The organism is Sinomonas sp. T428B, from assembly GCF_056780155.1.
In genome coordinates, this window is the sequence record NZ_JBRAZR010000001.1 from 764,007 (window position 1) to 778,217 (window position 14,211).

Below are 14,211 nucleotides of genomic sequence, written 5' to 3' on the forward strand. Positions count from 1 at the left end.
GTCGCTTGACCACGGGGCCTTTACAGGGCTGCCCGCCGGGCGTGTACTGGAGTCGGCCAGCGGCTTCAGGCGCCGGCGCCTCTGTGCACCGACCCACCACTGACCGGCTCCCCCGGGAGGCCGGGGGCGTGAGAGATCGGAGGCACCTATGAAGAAGTGGACGCGCTGGGAAGACTACGTCGCGATCGCGGCGGGCCTCTACACGGCGCTCTCGGTGTTGTGGACCAGGCAGACGCCCACATCGATGACGCTCATGCTCGTCTTCGGCGTCCTGCTGATCGTCACGGGCGTGCTCAACCTGGCCATGCCGGGCACTCCGTGGCTCGAGTACGCACAGGCCGCGTGCGGCGTCCTGCTGTTCCTGTCCCCCTGGATGGGCATGTACACCTCCCAGGTGGGCGCGTCCTGGACGTCCTGGATCACAGGTCTCGTCGCCGCAGGCGTGACGGCCGCAGCGATCAAGCCGGCCATGGATGCACGGCACCACCGGGCGATGCCCTCGCACTGAGCGGCGTCAATCCACTGAACGGCCGCGGCGCACTGCGCGCCGCGGCCGCCTCATGCCCGGGGTCCTGCCCTACGTGCGGCTCCGGACCCGCAGCCACGCGACTTCCTGCGGGGGCAGCGTGACCCCGTCCCCGAGGGGCACGACGAGTCCCGTGAAGAGGTCCTCGGCGTCGGGGTCGAAGCCGGAGAGCGTGAGCGGGGCGATGTGCTGGGGCCCGTCCGAGAAGTTGGCGAGGACGAGCACGGCGCCGAACTGGCCGGGGCGCTGATATGCGAGCACGTGCCTGTTCCCTGACGCGAAGTCCACGAGCCGGTTGCCCTCGAACTCGGGCGTCCTGGCGCGGACGGCGAGCATCTTCCGCAGGCCCGCGTAGATCCTGCCCTCGGGGCTCCAGGGGTCGTTGCGGCGGGCGTAGCGCTCGGCGGGGTAGCGCGGCCGGTGGACCCAGCGGCTGTCGGCCTCGTGCCCGGGCTCCTCGGCGTAGCGGTAGTCGTTGAGCTGGCCGACCTCGTCGCCGAGGTAGATCAGCGGGATGCCCCCCGTGCTGATCGCCACAGAGTGGGCGAGCAGGATCCGCCGGACCGCTGCGTCGACGTCGGCGGCGTCCTCGAGGCCGCACAGGGACGCCGTCGTGCCGGAGATGCGGCAGTCGCCCGTGCGGGGGTTGTCCTGGAAGGGCACGCCGCGCGCGAAGCTCCCCGGATAGCGGTTGACGTAGAAGCGGTTGAGGAAGCGGCGGTGGTCGAAGCCGTTGATGCCGAGCTCGGCGGCGTCCTCGTCCGCGAACGTCCAGCCGATGTCGTCGTGGCTGCGCACGTAGTTGACCCAGGCGGTGCCCTCGGGGAGGTTGTGCCGGCGCTCGAGCGCCTGGGAGAGCAGGGACGCGTCCCTGGTCGCGAGTGCCTCCCATGTGAGGGCCATCTCGAGGGGGTTGTAGGAGATCTGGCACTCGGCTGGGTCGATGTACGTCACGACCTCGTCGGGGTGCACGATCGCCTCCGACTTGAACAGGAGCGAGGGGGCCGCGAGCCGGCACACCGCGTTGAAGGCGCGCAGGAGCCAGTGCGCCTCCGGCAGGCTCTCGCAGGTCGTGCCGAGCCGCTTCCAGATGAAGGCGACGGCGTCCATGCGCAGGATGTCGACGCCCTGGTTGGCCAGGAACAGCATCTCGCCGGCCATCGCACGGAACACGGCCGGGTTCGAGTAGTTGAGGTCCCACTGGAAGGTGTGGAACGTGGCCCAGACCCAGCGGCCGTCCGGCATCGGGACGAAGGAGCCAGGGTGGTCGTCGGGGAAGATCTCCCGGACGGTGCGCTCGTAGGCGTCCGGCATCGTCCGGTCGGGGAAGATCCAGTAGTAGTCCGAGAATTCGGGCTCCCCGGCGGCTGCGCGCCGTGCCCAGTCGTGCTCGTTCGAGGTGTGGTTGAAGATGAAGTCCACGACGAGGCTGATGCCGTTCGAGCGCAGCTCGGCGGCGAGCTCCCGCAGTTCGTCCATCGTGCCGAGCCGGGGGTCGACCACCCGGTAGCTCGAGACCGCGTAGCCGCCGTCGGAGTTCGGCTCCGGGGCGAGGAAGAGCGGCATGAGGTGCAGATAGCTCAGGCCGAGCTCCTTGAAGTACGGGATGTGGTCCCGCAGGCCTGCGAGGCTGCCCGCGTAGCGGTCCACGTAGCACACCCCGCCGAGCATCTCGCGGGACTGGAACCAGCCGGGGTTCGCGTCCCGCCGTGCGTCGAGCTCCTTGAGCTCGGCGGGCCGGCGCTGCCACGAGGCCGCGCACTCGACGACGAGCGCGCTCAGGTGCTCGAGCCAGTCGCCGCGCTGACCATAGAGCTGCCCGAAGAGGCCGGCGAGGTCGGCGAAGTGCTCGTCGAAGCGGCGGCGGAAGGCCTCCCACTCTGGCCCCGAACGCTCGAGGCCCTCCGCGGCCTCGAGCGCCGCGAGCGCGTGCTCGCGGGGCTGCTGCTCGACGGTGGCGGTCTCCGCCATGGGGCTCCTCCTCGGCCGGTCGGCATCGGCCCGGACGGACCGTGTGGCCTACGTTACTTTCGCGTCGGCGGGAGTGAAACTGTGACGGGAGTGGCTGTCGTGGCGCGCCATCACCGCCCTGGAAACGCGAAGAACCCCTTCCCGAGGGAAGGGGTTCTTCGCGTGTGTGAGCCTCCTAGCGGGATCGAACCGCTGACCTTCTCATTACGAGTGAGACGCTCTACCGGCTGAGCTAAGGAGGCAACCGGCTGGACCGCCGGGGCGGTTCCACCGAGTGTCTACTCTAGACGAGCCCGGCGCTCGCGGTCAAAACGGGCCCCCGCGGCCGCCCGCCCCGGCCCGGGACGGCAACGCGCTTGCAGGCCAGGGGTGTTCACCTCGCGTACGCGGCGAGTTCAGCGGCCCGATGGGGCGCTCTGCGATCCTCGGATGACCCCGGATATGGATGACCGCAACCATGCGGGGCCACCGAGAGGATCGAGGACGACTGTGACCCTGTACCCGCCGGCCGTCGGACGGCTCGCCCCGCGCCTTGCGGTGCTGGACATGAACGGGACGACCGTGACGGACGGCGGGGCGGCCGAGCGCGCCGTCGCGCACGCCCTCACCTCGTGTGGCGTCGGTGGGGCGCGGCTCGACGCGGCCCTCGCCCGGTCTCGCCGCAGCGCGGGCCTCGACCGGTCGGAGCTGTTTGCCGGGGTGTTCGCGGACGACGCCGGCGCCGCCCGGGCGGCGACGCGCGCCTTCGCCGTCGCCTACGACGCGATGATTGCCGAGGGCGCTGTCCGCGCCGTCCCGGGGGCCGAGGAGACGGTGCACGAGCTGCGCAGCAACGGGGTCCGCGTGTGCCTCGCGACGGGCTTTGGCCGGCACACGCAGAACAGCATCCTCGAGGCCCTGGGCTGGATGGGTCTCGCCGACCTGTCGCTGTGCTCCGAGGACGCGGGGCGCGGGCGTCCCTACCCGGACATGGTCCTCACCGCCGTGCTGGCCCTGGACGTCGACGACGTCCGCGACGTCCTCGTCGTGGGAGACACGGCGGCGGACATCGCCTCGGGCCTGCGCTCGGGGGCCGGCGCGGCCGTCGGCGTCCTCACGGGGGCGCAGTCCAAGGGCGAGCTGGCCGCCGCGGGGGCGACCGCCGTCGTGCCCTCCATCGCCGACCTGCCGGGGCTTCTCTGGCCCCGTGGGGCGGCGTAGCAAGACCGCTGAAGAATGGGGCTTTGCCGTACTTCCCCAGCTTTAGGGTTCAGGTCCTACCGGCACCGAGGCCCGGCCGCGTCATTCCGGGGCACCAGCGCGAATGGCGGGGAGGTCCGGCGGGAAGGCTGGGGCCCTTCGGCGCGGTATCAGGGTCAGCAGCGCGCGCCGTCGGCCGGGGCCCGGCCGTCAATGAGGTAGGCGTCCACGGCGTCGTCCACGCACTGCGAACCGCGGCCGTAGGCCGTGTGCCCCTCGCCGGTCCAGGTCAGGAGCGCGGCGTTGCCGAGCTGGGTACGCAGGGCGCCCGCCCACTCGACGGGCGTGGCCGGGTCGCCGGTCGTGCCCACGACGAGGATCGGGCTCTTGCCCTCGTAATGGGCAGCGGCCGGCGTCCGGACGGACTTGGCCGGCCAGTCGCGGCAGTTCACGGGCCCGTAGGCGAAGAACTCGCCGAGCGTGGGGGAGTCCTCCATGAGCTCGGCGGCCTCGGCGCGCATGGACGCGGGGTCCGCGTTGACCTGGTAGTCGAGGCAGTTGTAGGCCATGAACGCGTTCGTGCTGTTCGAGCCGTACGTCCCGCCGGGGTTCCGGTCCGATGCGAGGTCGGCGAGGCGCAGCATGCCCGAGCCGTCGCCGCGGAAGGCGCCCGTCAGGGCCTGGTTCAGGGCGGGCCAGTTGCGGTCGTTGTAGAGGGGCAGGATGAACCCGTTGACGAAGTCGATCGAGTTCACGGTCCGGCCGTCGGTCGTGGGCAGCGGGCTCGCCTTGACCCTGTCCAGGAGGGCACGGATCTGGGCGACGGCCTCGTCCTCAGTGCCGCTGAGCGGGCAGCCGTTCTGCCCGAGGCACGCGCGCACGTAGCTGCGGATCGCGGTCTCGAAGGCGCGGGCCTGCCCACGGGTGATCGCGTGGTTGTCGAGCGAGGGGTCCATCGCGCCGTCGAGCACCATGCGGCCCACCCTGTCGGGGAACAGGCCCGCATAGGTCGAGCCGAGGAACGTCCCGTAGGAGTACCCGAGGTAGTTCAGCTGGGACTGGCGGGCCGCGGCGGCGCGGATGATGTCGAGATCCCTGGCCGAGCTCTCCGTGTCGGTGTGGGAAAGCACGGGGCCGGTGTTGGCCGTGCAGGCGTCGATGATCTCGCGCTGGAGCGCGAACGCGGCCTCGAGCCCCGCGTCCGTGCTGGGGTCCACGCTCGTCTGGCGTACGCGGTCCCGCCCGGCGTCGTCGAGGCACGTCACGGGGGCCGAGCGCTTGACCCCGCGCGGGTCGAAGCCGATCACGGAGTACGCGTCGAGGAGGTCCTCCGTGAACATGGCCTGCACCGAGTCCTTGACCATGTCCACGCCCGAGCCGCCGGGGCCGCCCGGGTTGACCACGAGGCTCGAGGTCGCGCGGCGGCCCGTGAGCTTGATGAGCGCGAGCTCGATCGTCTCCCCGTCCGGGGCGTCGTAGTCGACGGGCACGGTCACGGTTGCGCACTCGAAGTTGTTCTCGCAGGGCGCCCAGTCCACGCTCTGGCTGTAGAACCGCTCGAGGCCCGCGGGCGCGCCCTCGGCCGCGGCGGGGTCCGTCGACGGCTGACCGATGCCCGACGTCAGCGGCACGCAGCCCGTGAGCGCGAGGGCGGCCGCGACCAACATGAGGACGGCGGCGCGGGCCCGGGCGGCGAGCGGGGCGGGGAACGTCACGGGGTGTCTCTCCTCAGATCAGGCCCACGGCCATCGCCTCGACCGCGAGCAGCGGCGCGACGTTCGTGGTGGTGATGCGTTGGCGGGTCAGGTTGATGGCGTCCATGCTGGCCAGGGTCTTCTCGGGCGTCGAGCCGGCGGCGAACTCGGCGATCTCCGCCGAGAGCCCCGAGTTGACGAGCTCGACGCCGTTGCCCAGCTGGATGACGAGGACGTCCCGGTAGAACGAGAGCAGGTCCGTCAGCGTGCGGTCGAGCGAGTCCGTCACGCTGCGCTTCGCGCGGCGCTTCTGGTCCTCCTCGAGCTGGCGGACCTGGCCGCGCAGCGACGGGGGCAGCTTGTCGCCCTCCTGCACACCGAGCGTCGCCAGGAGGCGCGCCCGCTCGGCGGCGTCGCGCTCCTCGTTCGACGCCGTGGCCTCGTCCGTGGCGATCCTCGTCAGCTGCTCGGCGAGGGCCACCGCCTGCGAGACGGTCTTGAGGCTCAGGGGCAGGCGAACGGTCTCGCTCCGCCGCTCGCGGGCCGCGGCGTCCTGGACGAGCCGGCGGGCGATCCCGATGTGGCTCTGGGCGGCCCGGGCGGCCTCGAGCGCGAGCTGCGGGTCGGCGCCGTCGCGCTCGACGAGCAGCGCGGCGACGTCCTGCACGGGCGGCAGCCGCAGCCCCACCGGGCGGCAGCGCGAGCGGATCGTGACGAGCACGTCCGCGGGGGAGGGGGCGCAGAGCATCCAGACGGTGCGCGGGGTCGGCTCCTCGATCGCCTTGAGCAGCACGTTCGTGGTGCGCTCGGCCATCCGGTCGGCGTCCTCGACGACGATGATCCTCCAGCGGCCCGCCTGCGGCCGGTCCCCGGCCTTGGCCACCATCTCGCGGGCCTCGTCGATCGTGATGGTCACCTTCTCGGTGCGCACGAAGACGACGTCGGGATGGGTCTCGGCGAGCACCTCCCGGCAGCCCTCGCACACGCCGCAGCCGCGGGCCAGGACGTCGTCGGCCTCGCAGTTGAGCGCCGCGGCGAAGGCCTTCGCCGCCGTCGAGCGCCCGGACCCGGGCGGGCCGGTGAAGAGCCACGCGTGGGTCAGGCCCTCGCCCGCGGCGGCGCGGCGCAGCTGCTCGACGACGGGCGCCTGGCCGCGCAGGTCGGTCCAGACGCTCACGCAGGCGCCCGATCGTGGGCCGTCCGCTCCCCGGCCGACTGGGCCCCGGATCGGGCCTCGAGCCGTGCCCGGAGCCGCGCTTCGACCTCGGCGACGATCTCGCGGGCCAGGTCCTCCGGCGCGCGCCCCGCGTCGAGGACGAGGGAGGCCTCGGGACGGGCGGCCGCGAGCTCGAGGAACGCCGAGCGGATCTGCCGGTGGAAGGCGTCCGGCTCGGACTCGAGGCGATCCTCGGCCGCGTCGCCTGAGGTGCGCCGCGCGCGGCCCTCCGCCTCGTCGACGTCGAGCAGCACTGTCAGGTCCGGCCACAGGCCATCGGTCGCCCACTCGTTGAGCGAGCGCACGGCGCCTTCCCCCAGGGCGCGGCCGACGCCCTGGTACACGATCGAGGAGCCGATGTAGCGGTCGGTGATGACGACGGCGCCGCGCGCGAGGGCGGGCCCGATTGCCTGGGCAACGTGGGCGGCCCGCGCCGCCGCGAAGATGAGGGCCTCGGTCCGGGCGTCGACCTCGCCGTGCCCGTGCTCGAGGACGAGGGCCCGCAGCTTCTCGCCGATTTCCGTCCCGCCCGGCTCGCGCGTGAGCAGCACCTCGTGCCCGGCCGCGCGCAGGGCCTCGGCCAGGAGCCGCGCCTGGGTGGACTTCCCCGCACCGTCGCCGCCCTCGAACGCGACGAAGAGCCCGGCGGCGGGCGCCTGGGCCGGACCGCGGGAGGCGTGCCTATGCGAGGCGTGCCCATGCGAGGGGAGGGAAGCGTGCGAGGGGGTCACCATTCAAGGGTACCGGGGGAAGCTGGACGCCCGCCGACCGCCGGCTAGCCTGTGGACATCCCCCGACTCGACCATGGCCGGGGGCGCCCCCGGCCGTGCCCTAGATTGGGGCGTATGGCCGCTGACCCCGAATACCCCCATCTGGACGCCGACGCCCTTGCCCGGCTGAACCCGGAGACCCTCACGGTCGCCGCGGGCCGCCCCGGCCGGGGAGCCGACGCGCCGGTGAACCCGGAGATCGTCCTGTCCTCGACCTTCATGGGGCTCGGCGGGATCGGCGAGGGCGCGCGCGGCTATGGGCGCTTCTCGAATCCAACGTGGGAGCCGTTTGAGGCGGCCGTGGGCCAGCTCGAGGGCTCCGCGCTGCCCGCGCTCCTCTTCAGCTCCGGCATGGGCGCAGTCGCCGCGGCGATGGCCCTCGTCCCCGTCGGCGGGGTCCTCGTCGTCCCGCGGCATTCCTACTCGGGCACGCTCGGGCTCGCCCAGAGCAAGGCCGAGCGCGGCGAGCTCCGGCTCATCGAGGTGGACATCGCGGACACCGCCCAGACAGTCGGGGCGCTCGACGGCGCGGACGTGCTCTGGGTCGAGAGCCCCACCAATCCCATGATGGAGGTCGCGGACCTGCCCGCCCTCGTCGAGGCGGCCCGCGCGCGCGGTGTGCTCGTCGTCGTCGACAACACGTTCAGCACCCCGCTCGGCCAGCGGCCGCTCGCGGTGGGCGCCGACGTGGTCGTGCACTCGGCGACCAAGTACCTGGCCGGGCACTCGGACGTGCTACTCGGCGTGGCCGTCGCCGCGACCGAGCAGCTCCGCGGCCGCCTCCACACCCACCGCACCCTCCACGGCGCGATCGCCGGCCCGGTCGAGGCGTGGCTCGGCCTCCGCGGCCTGCGGACCCTCGCGCTGCGCGTCGAGCGCTCGCAGGCGAGCGCCGCGGAACTGGCCCGCCGGTTCGACGAGCACCCCGCAGTCGTGCGGGTGCGCTTCCCGGGCCTGCCCTCGGACCCGGGCCACGAGCGGGCGGCCCAGCAGTTTGCGGGCTTCGGCTCGGTCGTGAGCATCGAGCTCGAGGACGCCGCGGCCGCGGACGCGTTCGTCGCCCGCCTGGCCCTGTGGCTCCCGGCCACGTCGCTCGGCGGCGTCGAGTCCACGATCGAGCGGCGCCGCCGGCACGTCGCCGAGCCGCTCACCGTGCCCGAGGGGCTCGTGCGCCTCAGCGTTGGGATCGAGAACGTCGACGACCTGTGGGACGACCTCCGCAGGGCGCTCGACGCCGGGCGGTAGGCTGGTGGGGTGGACGGCTCCCTCCTGATCTCCTACATCCAGATCGCCACGTACTTCGCGACGGGCTTCATCTGTGCGGCCATCTCCGTGTGGGCCTTCGTGGACTGCATCATCCGCAAGGGGCCGGCCTTCGAGGCCAACCTCAAGCGGACCAAGGGCTTCTGGCTCGGCCTGACCGGCGGCGCGACCCTCGTGACGCTCCTCGGCCTCCTCGTCCCCGGCAGCGGGCTGCTGCTCAGCTTCGGCGGCTACGGGCTGTTCAACATCGCCGCCGTCACGGCGGCCGGGGTCTACCTCGCGGACGTCCGCCCCGCGGTCGCCTCCCGCTGACCGCCCCCGCCGTTGTGACCGACGTGTCCGCTCGGAACTAGGCCGCGGGCCGTGGTGCAGAAGGCGAGCCCCGTCCGCGCGGGGCGCCGCGGGCTCGTCGGCAACGTCACGCGCGGGACGACGAACCCCAACCGCATGCGCCGGGTCGACCGCTGGATCACCGGGACCCACGCGCGCCGGATCCTGTCACTGGCGCCTGCTCCGCTCGCCGTCGACCTCGGCTACGGCGCCTCCCCGACCACCGCCGTCGAGCTCTTCACGCGCCTGCGCGCACTGAGACCCGACCTGCGCCTCACGGGCGTCGAGATCGAGCCCGGCCGCGTCGAGGCCGCGAAGCCGCTCGAGCGCGAGGGCCTCGACTTCCGCCTCGGCGGATTCGAGCTGCCCGTCGCCGAGCCGCCCGCGCTCGTGCGCGCGTTCAACGTCCTGCGCCAGTACGAGGAGGCGGACGTCGCGGCCATCTGGGAGCTCGTGTGCTCGCGGCTGGCCCCGGGCGGGCTCTTCGTCGAGGGGACGTGCGACGAGATCGGCCGCCGCGCCGCGTGGGTCGCGCTCGACGCCGAGGGTCCGCTCACGCTGTCCCTCGCCGTCCGCTTCGGCTCGTTCGAGCGCCCCTCCGACGTCGCCGAGCGCCTGCCCAAGGCGCTCATCCACCGGAACGTGCCCGGCGAGCGGGTGCACGCGTTCCTCGCCGCGCTCGACGCCGCGTGGCTGGCCGCCGCCCCGCTCGCGCCCTTCGGGAACCGGCAGCGCTGGATCGCGATGTGCCTCGCCGCGAAGGACGCGGGCTGGCCACTGCTGCACGGACCCGCGCGGTGGCGGCTCGGCGAGCTCACCGTCGCGTGGGAGGCGGTGAGGCCGGGCGGCGTCATGGAGGACGGGCCGGGCCCGCCCGGCCGATAGCATGGCCCCATGACCTACACGCTCATCCTCCTGCGCCACGGGCACAGCGAGTGGAACGCCAAGAACCTGTTCACCGGCTGGGTGGACGTGGACCTCAACGACCAGGGCCGCAAGGAGGCCCAGCGCGGCGGCGAGCTGCTGGTCGAGGAGGGCTACCTCCCGGACATCCTGCACACCTCGCGGCTCAAGCGCGCGATCAACACCGCGAACATCGCCCTCGACGCGGCGGACCGCGGCTGGATCGACGTCAAGCGCAGCTGGCGGCTCAACGAGCGCCACTACGGCGCGCTGCAGGGCAAGGACAAGGCCCAGACCCTCGCCGAGTTCGGCGAGGAGCAGTTCATGACGTGGCGCCGCTCCTACGACACCCCGCCGCCCGCCCTCGCGGACGACTCGGAGTTCTCGCAGGCCGGCGACCCGCGCTACGCGGACCTCGGGGACGACATGCCCCGGACGGAGTGCCTCAAGGACGTCCTCGAGCGCCTCATGCCGTACTGGGAGAGCGAGATCAAGGACGACCTGCGCGCCGGCAAGAAGGTCCTCGTGACCGCGCACGGCAACTCCCTGCGCGCCCTCGTGAAGCACCTCGACGGGATCAGCGATGACGACATCGCGGGCCTGAACATCCCCACGGGCATCCCCCTCGTGTACGAGCTCGACGAGGACTTCAAGCCCCTGACGCCCGGCGGGACCTACCTCGACCCGGAGGCCGCCGCGGCCTCGATCGAGGCCGTCAAGAACCAGGGCCGCAAGTAGCGGCAGCAGCGGCAAGAGACGACGGCGGCCGCTCACCTCGCGAGGTGGGCGGCCGCCGTCGTTCGTGTCTGGGTGTTGGCCACTGGGTGCTGGCCACGCTGAACCGAGCGGTCAGCTCGAGGTGTTGTCCCCGTCCCACTCGCCCGTGATGAGGTAGGAGACCTTGCGGGCCACCGAGACGCCGTGGTCCGCGAAGCGCTCGAGGTAGCGGCTCGCGAGCGCCGCGTCCACGCTCTGGGCGGGGGTCGAGGACCACTCCGGGTCCGCGACGGCCCGGAAGACGCTCGCGTGCAGCTCGTCCACCTCGGCGTTGGCGGCCTGGATCTTGGCCACGAGGTCGAGGTCCCGGGTCTCGAGGAGCTCGGCGACGTCGGCGATGATCTGGCGGTCGAGCTCGGCCATGCGGCCGAAGGTCTTCCGGAGCGGCTCGGGCGCGGCGTGCTCGGGGTAGCGCAGGCGCGCGAGCTGGGCCATGTGCCGGGCAAGGTCGCCCATGCGCTCGAGCGAGGCGCTCATGCGCAGCGACCCGACGATCGTGCGCAGGTCAGAGGCCACGGGCCCCTGGAGCGCGAGGATCTCGATGGCCTTCTCGTCGAGGGCGGTCTGCTTGAAGTCGATGCGGGCGTCCGCGGCGATGACCTCCTGGGCCAGCTCGACGTCTGCGGTGTCGAAGGACTCGTAGGCCCGGTCCAGTGCTTCGGCGACGAGCTTCGCGATCTCGGCGAGCTCCTCGCGGACCTCTTGGAGCTCGGCCTGGAATACCTTGCGCACGGTGGCGTCCTTTCCCTGGGTGAGCCGGGTCGAGGAGCCTCGGCCGGCCCCGACTCGTCACACTGGCAGCGGCGGATGAATTGTTGTCCGCCTGGAAGTGAACGTTAGTTGAACGACTCCGGCAGGACCAGCGCACTGGCCAGCATTCCGGCGGTCGCATGGGCGGGAGGGCCGCGCGGTCGGGCCTAAGCTAAAAGCGTGGATCCCATCGTCGTCGGCATTGTCGCGGGCCTCATCGGCCTGTCGTTCGGCGCCTTCGGCGTGCTCGCCTTCCGGGCCAGCGAACGCCAGCGCCACCTCCTCGAGGGTCCGGCGCAGGAGCTCGGCTTCCCGGACGGGGCCGCGGACGTGCTCTCGGTCCTCGGCAAGGCGTTCGTCGTCGTCGACGCGATCGACGGGGTCGTCCGGGCGAGCCCGGCGGCCTATGCGTACGGGCTCGTGCGCGGGCACACCGTCGTGCACCGCGAGCTCCTGCAGATGACGGCGAAAGTGCGCGGGAACGGCGTCATCCTCGAGAAGCAGCTCGAGCTCCCGCGCGGACCGCTCGGTCAGGGGACGATCATCGTCAACGTCCGTGCCGCGGTCCTCGGGGACGAGTACATCCTGCTGCTCGCGGACGACCGGACCGAGATCACGCGCACCGAACGCATCCGCAACGACTTCGTGGCCAACGTCTCGCACGAGCTCAAGACGCCGGTCGGGGCCATCTCCCTCCTGGCCGAGGCCCTCGAGGCGAGCCCGGACGACGAAGACTCCGTCCGCCGCTTCGCCCAGCGCATGCACAAGGAGTCGAGCCGGCTCGCCGCGCTCGTCCAGGACATCATCGAGCTCTCCCGCCTCCAGGGCGCCGACGTCATGCACCAGGGCCGGGCCGTGGACATGAATGACGTCGTGGCCGACGCCGTCGACCGCTCGCGCCTCGCCGCCGAGGCCAAGGGCATCGAGGTCAAGGTCGGCGGCCGCTCCGACGCGCCGGTGTTCGGCGACCCGGACCTGCTGACGAACGCCCTGCGGAACCTCATCGACAACGCCATCCGCTACTCGCCCGAGAACACCAAGGTCGGGATCGGCGTCCGGCACAGGGACGGGCTCGTGTCCGTGTCCGTGACGGACGTGGGCGAGGGGCTCAAGCCCGAGGACCAGGAGCGGGTGTTCGAGCGGTTCTACCGCGTCGATGCGGCCCGGTCGCGGCGCACGGGCGGTACAGGCCTGGGGCTGAGCATCGTCAAGCACGTCGTGGAGAACCACGGCGGCGAGGTGACGGTGTGGTCCCAGCTCGGGAAGGGGTCGACGTTCACGATCAGGCTTCCCGACATGCAGGAAGACGACGCGGCCGCGCGGCCGCCGGAGCAAGGAGCAATGGCTTGAGCAGGATCCTGATCGTCGAGGACGAGGAGTCGTTCAGCGACCCCCTGTCCTTCCTCCTGGCCAAGGAGGGCTACGAGGTCGAGGTGGTGGAGGACGGGAGCGAGGCGCTCGTCGAGTTCGACCGCAACGGCGCGGACCTCGTCCTCCTGGACCTCCAGCTCCCGGGTACCCCGGGCACGGAGGTGTGCCGCCAGCTCCGCCAGCGCTCGAATGTGCCGGTCATCATGCTCACGGCCAAGGACTCGGAGATCGACAAGGTCGTGGGCCTCGAGCTCGGCGCCGACGACTACGTGACCAAGCCCTACTCGTCGCGCGAGCTCGTGGCCCGCGTGCGGGCCGTGCTGCGCCGCCACGGGGAGCCGGAGGAGCTCATCTCCTCGACGGTGCAGGCCGGGCCCGTGCGCATGGACGTCGAGCGGCACGTCGTGAGCGTCGACGGCGAGCAGATCTCGCTGCCGCTCAAGGAGTTCGAGCTGCTCGAGATGCTGCTGCGGAACTCGGGCCGCGTCCTGACCCGGGGCCAGCTCATCGACCGGGTGTGGGGCTCGGACTACGTCGGGGACACGAAGACGCTCGACGTGCACGTCAAGCGCCTGCGCTCCAAGATCGAGCCGGACCCCTCGAGCCCGCGCTACCTCGTCACGGTCCGCGGCCTGGGCTACAAGTTCGAGCCCTGAGCCCCCACTATCCGCTTTCCATCGGTGCTCAGGCGAGCACGACGGCGGCCGCTCCCCTCGGGCGAGGTGAGCGGCCGCCGTCGTGAGTGCTGCTCAGTGGCCGGTGCCGGAGGTCGCCGTCGGCGACGGCGTCGCGGTCGAAGTGCTGGCCGGGCCGGTCGCCGTGCCGGTCGGCGTCGGCAGGAACTCGCGGTACTCCGGAAGCGTGCCGTCGAGCACGGGCACGCCGACCTCCTTGGTCTGGCCGTCGGCGGTGAACTTGATGGGCGACAGGCCGCCGGGGATTGCGCCGGCCTCGGAGAGCTCGACGGGCGTGCTCTCCTCCTCGAGGCGGAGCTCGCCGTTGGCCGGGACGTCGAGGCGAACCGTGCTCCCGCCGTCGGAGAACGTCAGCGCGACTGGCTTGGCGGAGGTGTTGAAGACCGTGCCGATGAGGCGGCCCGGAGCGTCGGCGCTGAGCTCCTTGGAGGCCCCGTCCGTGCCCGAGGAGACGATGAGCACGTTGCGCAGCTGCAGCGAGCCGATGTTCTCGCGCGCCCCGTCGGAGGCGGAGTACACGTGGGTGGTCTGCTGGGCGTTGATGTACCCGCAGCCCGTGGCCGACAGCAGGGCGGCGCCGAGTGCCACAGAGAGGGCGACGCGACGGGCCGGCGTCGATGCAGTGAAACGCACAGCTGGCTCCTGAGAAGAGGTGTGGAAGTCTGGTCGCCCCCTAGCGTATCCCCAATTTCGACGTTCTGTAGATTCGCGACGCCGGGCCCTTCCCACGCGCTCGGGCGCGTCGCGCGGGCGGCCCGCGCGGGGT

At 72.3% G+C, this 14,211-nt stretch carries 14 protein-coding genes and 1 tRNA gene; 8 read left to right on the plus strand and 7 right to left on the minus strand.

Annotated features, from left to right (window positions below):
- Positions 1 to 148: 148 nt before the first annotated feature.
- A complete protein-coding gene (locus ACUYMY_RS03640; RefSeq protein ID WP_481702275.1) occupies positions 149 to 508 on the plus strand; it encodes an SPW repeat domain-containing protein in 360 nt (119 codons plus the stop codon).
- Positions 509 to 577: 69 nt separating this feature from the next.
- On the opposite strand, the gene ACUYMY_RS03645 is transcribed toward ACUYMY_RS03640, so the two are convergent.
- Together ACUYMY_RS03645 and ACUYMY_RS03650 are read right to left on the minus strand one after the other, a co-directional pair.
- Positions 578 to 2,497: an amylosucrase gene (locus ACUYMY_RS03645; protein ID WP_481702276.1), complete on the minus strand. Its 1,920-nt coding sequence runs from the start codon at positions 2,495 to 2,497 to the stop codon at positions 578 to 580.
- Positions 2,498 to 2,666: 169 nt separating this feature from the next.
- Positions 2,667 to 2,739 (minus strand) — tRNA-Thr (locus ACUYMY_RS03650).
- A gap of 247 nt (positions 2,740 to 2,986) precedes the next feature.
- Between ACUYMY_RS03650 and ACUYMY_RS03655 the strand changes: the two genes are divergently transcribed.
- Positions 2,987 to 3,697: an HAD-IA family hydrolase gene (locus ACUYMY_RS03655; RefSeq protein ID WP_481702277.1), complete on the plus strand. Its 711-nt coding sequence runs from the start codon at positions 2,987 to 2,989 to the stop codon at positions 3,695 to 3,697.
- Between the two features lie 155 nt (positions 3,698 to 3,852).
- Here ACUYMY_RS03655 and ACUYMY_RS03660 read toward each other — a convergent pair whose 3' ends face one another.
- The 3 genes from ACUYMY_RS03660 to tmk are packed head-to-tail and all read right to left on the minus strand — an operon-like array spanning position 3,853 to position 7,317.
- A complete protein-coding gene (locus ACUYMY_RS03660; protein WP_481702278.1) occupies positions 3,853 to 5,391 on the minus strand; it encodes an alpha/beta hydrolase in 1,539 nt (512 codons plus the stop codon).
- Between the two features lie 13 nt (positions 5,392 to 5,404).
- Positions 5,405 to 6,547 (minus strand): DNA polymerase III subunit delta', encoded by a 1,143-nt coding sequence (locus ACUYMY_RS03665; RefSeq protein WP_481702279.1) that lies wholly within the window; start codon positions 6,545 to 6,547, stop codon positions 5,405 to 5,407.
- A complete protein-coding gene (gene tmk, locus ACUYMY_RS03670; RefSeq protein WP_481702280.1) occupies positions 6,544 to 7,317 on the minus strand; it encodes a dTMP kinase in 774 nt (257 codons plus the stop codon). The genes ACUYMY_RS03665 and tmk overlap by 4 nt, the downstream gene beginning before the upstream one ends.
- 114 nt (positions 7,318 to 7,431) lie before the next feature.
- On the opposite strand from tmk, the gene ACUYMY_RS03675 reads away from it, so the two are divergent.
- The 4 genes from ACUYMY_RS03675 to ACUYMY_RS03690 are packed head-to-tail and all read left to right on the plus strand — an operon-like array spanning position 7,432 to position 10,590.
- Positions 7,432 to 8,601 carry a trans-sulfuration enzyme family protein gene (locus ACUYMY_RS03675; protein ID WP_481702281.1) on the plus strand — a complete coding sequence of 390 codons (1,170 nt, stop codon included), beginning with the start codon at positions 7,432 to 7,434 and terminating at the stop codon, positions 8,599 to 8,601.
- Between the two features lie 9 nt (positions 8,602 to 8,610).
- Complete coding sequence (locus ACUYMY_RS03680) at positions 8,611 to 8,931, plus strand: DUF2516 family protein (protein ID WP_481702282.1); 321 nt, start codon at positions 8,611 to 8,613, stop codon at positions 8,929 to 8,931.
- A gap of 51 nt (positions 8,932 to 8,982) precedes the next feature.
- On the plus strand, positions 8,983 to 9,834 hold the full coding sequence (locus ACUYMY_RS03685) for a class I SAM-dependent methyltransferase (protein ID WP_481702283.1): 852 nt from the start codon (positions 8,983 to 8,985) through the stop codon (positions 9,832 to 9,834).
- Positions 9,835 to 9,843: 9 nt separating this feature from the next.
- Positions 9,844 to 10,590 carry a phosphoglyceromutase gene (locus ACUYMY_RS03690; protein WP_481702284.1) on the plus strand — a complete coding sequence of 249 codons (747 nt, stop codon included), beginning with the start codon at positions 9,844 to 9,846 and terminating at the stop codon, positions 10,588 to 10,590.
- Positions 10,591 to 10,701: 111 nt separating this feature from the next.
- On the opposite strand, the gene phoU is transcribed toward ACUYMY_RS03690, so the two are convergent.
- Positions 10,702 to 11,361 carry a phosphate signaling complex protein PhoU gene (gene phoU / locus ACUYMY_RS03695; protein ID WP_481702285.1) on the minus strand — a complete coding sequence of 220 codons (660 nt, stop codon included), beginning with the start codon at positions 11,359 to 11,361 and terminating at the stop codon, positions 10,702 to 10,704.
- A 207-nt stretch (positions 11,362 to 11,568) separates the two neighbouring features.
- On the opposite strand from phoU, the gene ACUYMY_RS03700 reads away from it, so the two are divergent.
- Positions 11,569 to 12,729: a sensor histidine kinase gene (locus tag ACUYMY_RS03700; protein ID WP_481704946.1), complete on the plus strand. Its 1,161-nt coding sequence runs from the start codon at positions 11,569 to 11,571 to the stop codon at positions 12,727 to 12,729.
- Entirely contained in the window at positions 12,726 to 13,406 is a 681-nt protein-coding gene (locus ACUYMY_RS03705) for a response regulator transcription factor (RefSeq protein WP_077489290.1), read from the plus strand. The genes ACUYMY_RS03700 and ACUYMY_RS03705 overlap by 4 nt, the downstream gene beginning before the upstream one ends.
- Positions 13,407 to 13,499: 93 nt before the next feature.
- Here ACUYMY_RS03705 and ACUYMY_RS03710 read toward each other — a convergent pair whose 3' ends face one another.
- On the minus strand, positions 13,500 to 14,078 hold the full coding sequence (locus tag ACUYMY_RS03710; protein WP_481702286.1) for a hypothetical protein: 579 nt from the start codon (positions 14,076 to 14,078) through the stop codon (positions 13,500 to 13,502).
- Positions 14,079 to 14,211: the final 133 nt, after the last annotated feature.

What these genes read in the sequence shown, in the direction of transcription:
- ACUYMY_RS03640 (WP_481702275.1), top strand. Translation starts at nt 149, where the DNA reads ATGAAGAAGTGGACGCGCTGGGAAGACTACGTCGCGATCGCGGCGGGC.
- ACUYMY_RS03645 (WP_481702276.1), bottom strand. Translation starts at nt 2,497, where the DNA reads ATGGCGGAGACCGCCACCGTCGAGCAGCAGCCCCGCGAGCACGCGCTC.
- ACUYMY_RS03675 (WP_481702281.1), top strand. Translation starts at nt 7,432, where the DNA reads ATGGCCGCTGACCCCGAATACCCCCATCTGGACGCCGACGCCCTTGCC.
- ACUYMY_RS03690 (WP_481702284.1), top strand. Translation starts at nt 9,844, where the DNA reads ATGACCTACACGCTCATCCTCCTGCGCCACGGGCACAGCGAGTGGAAC.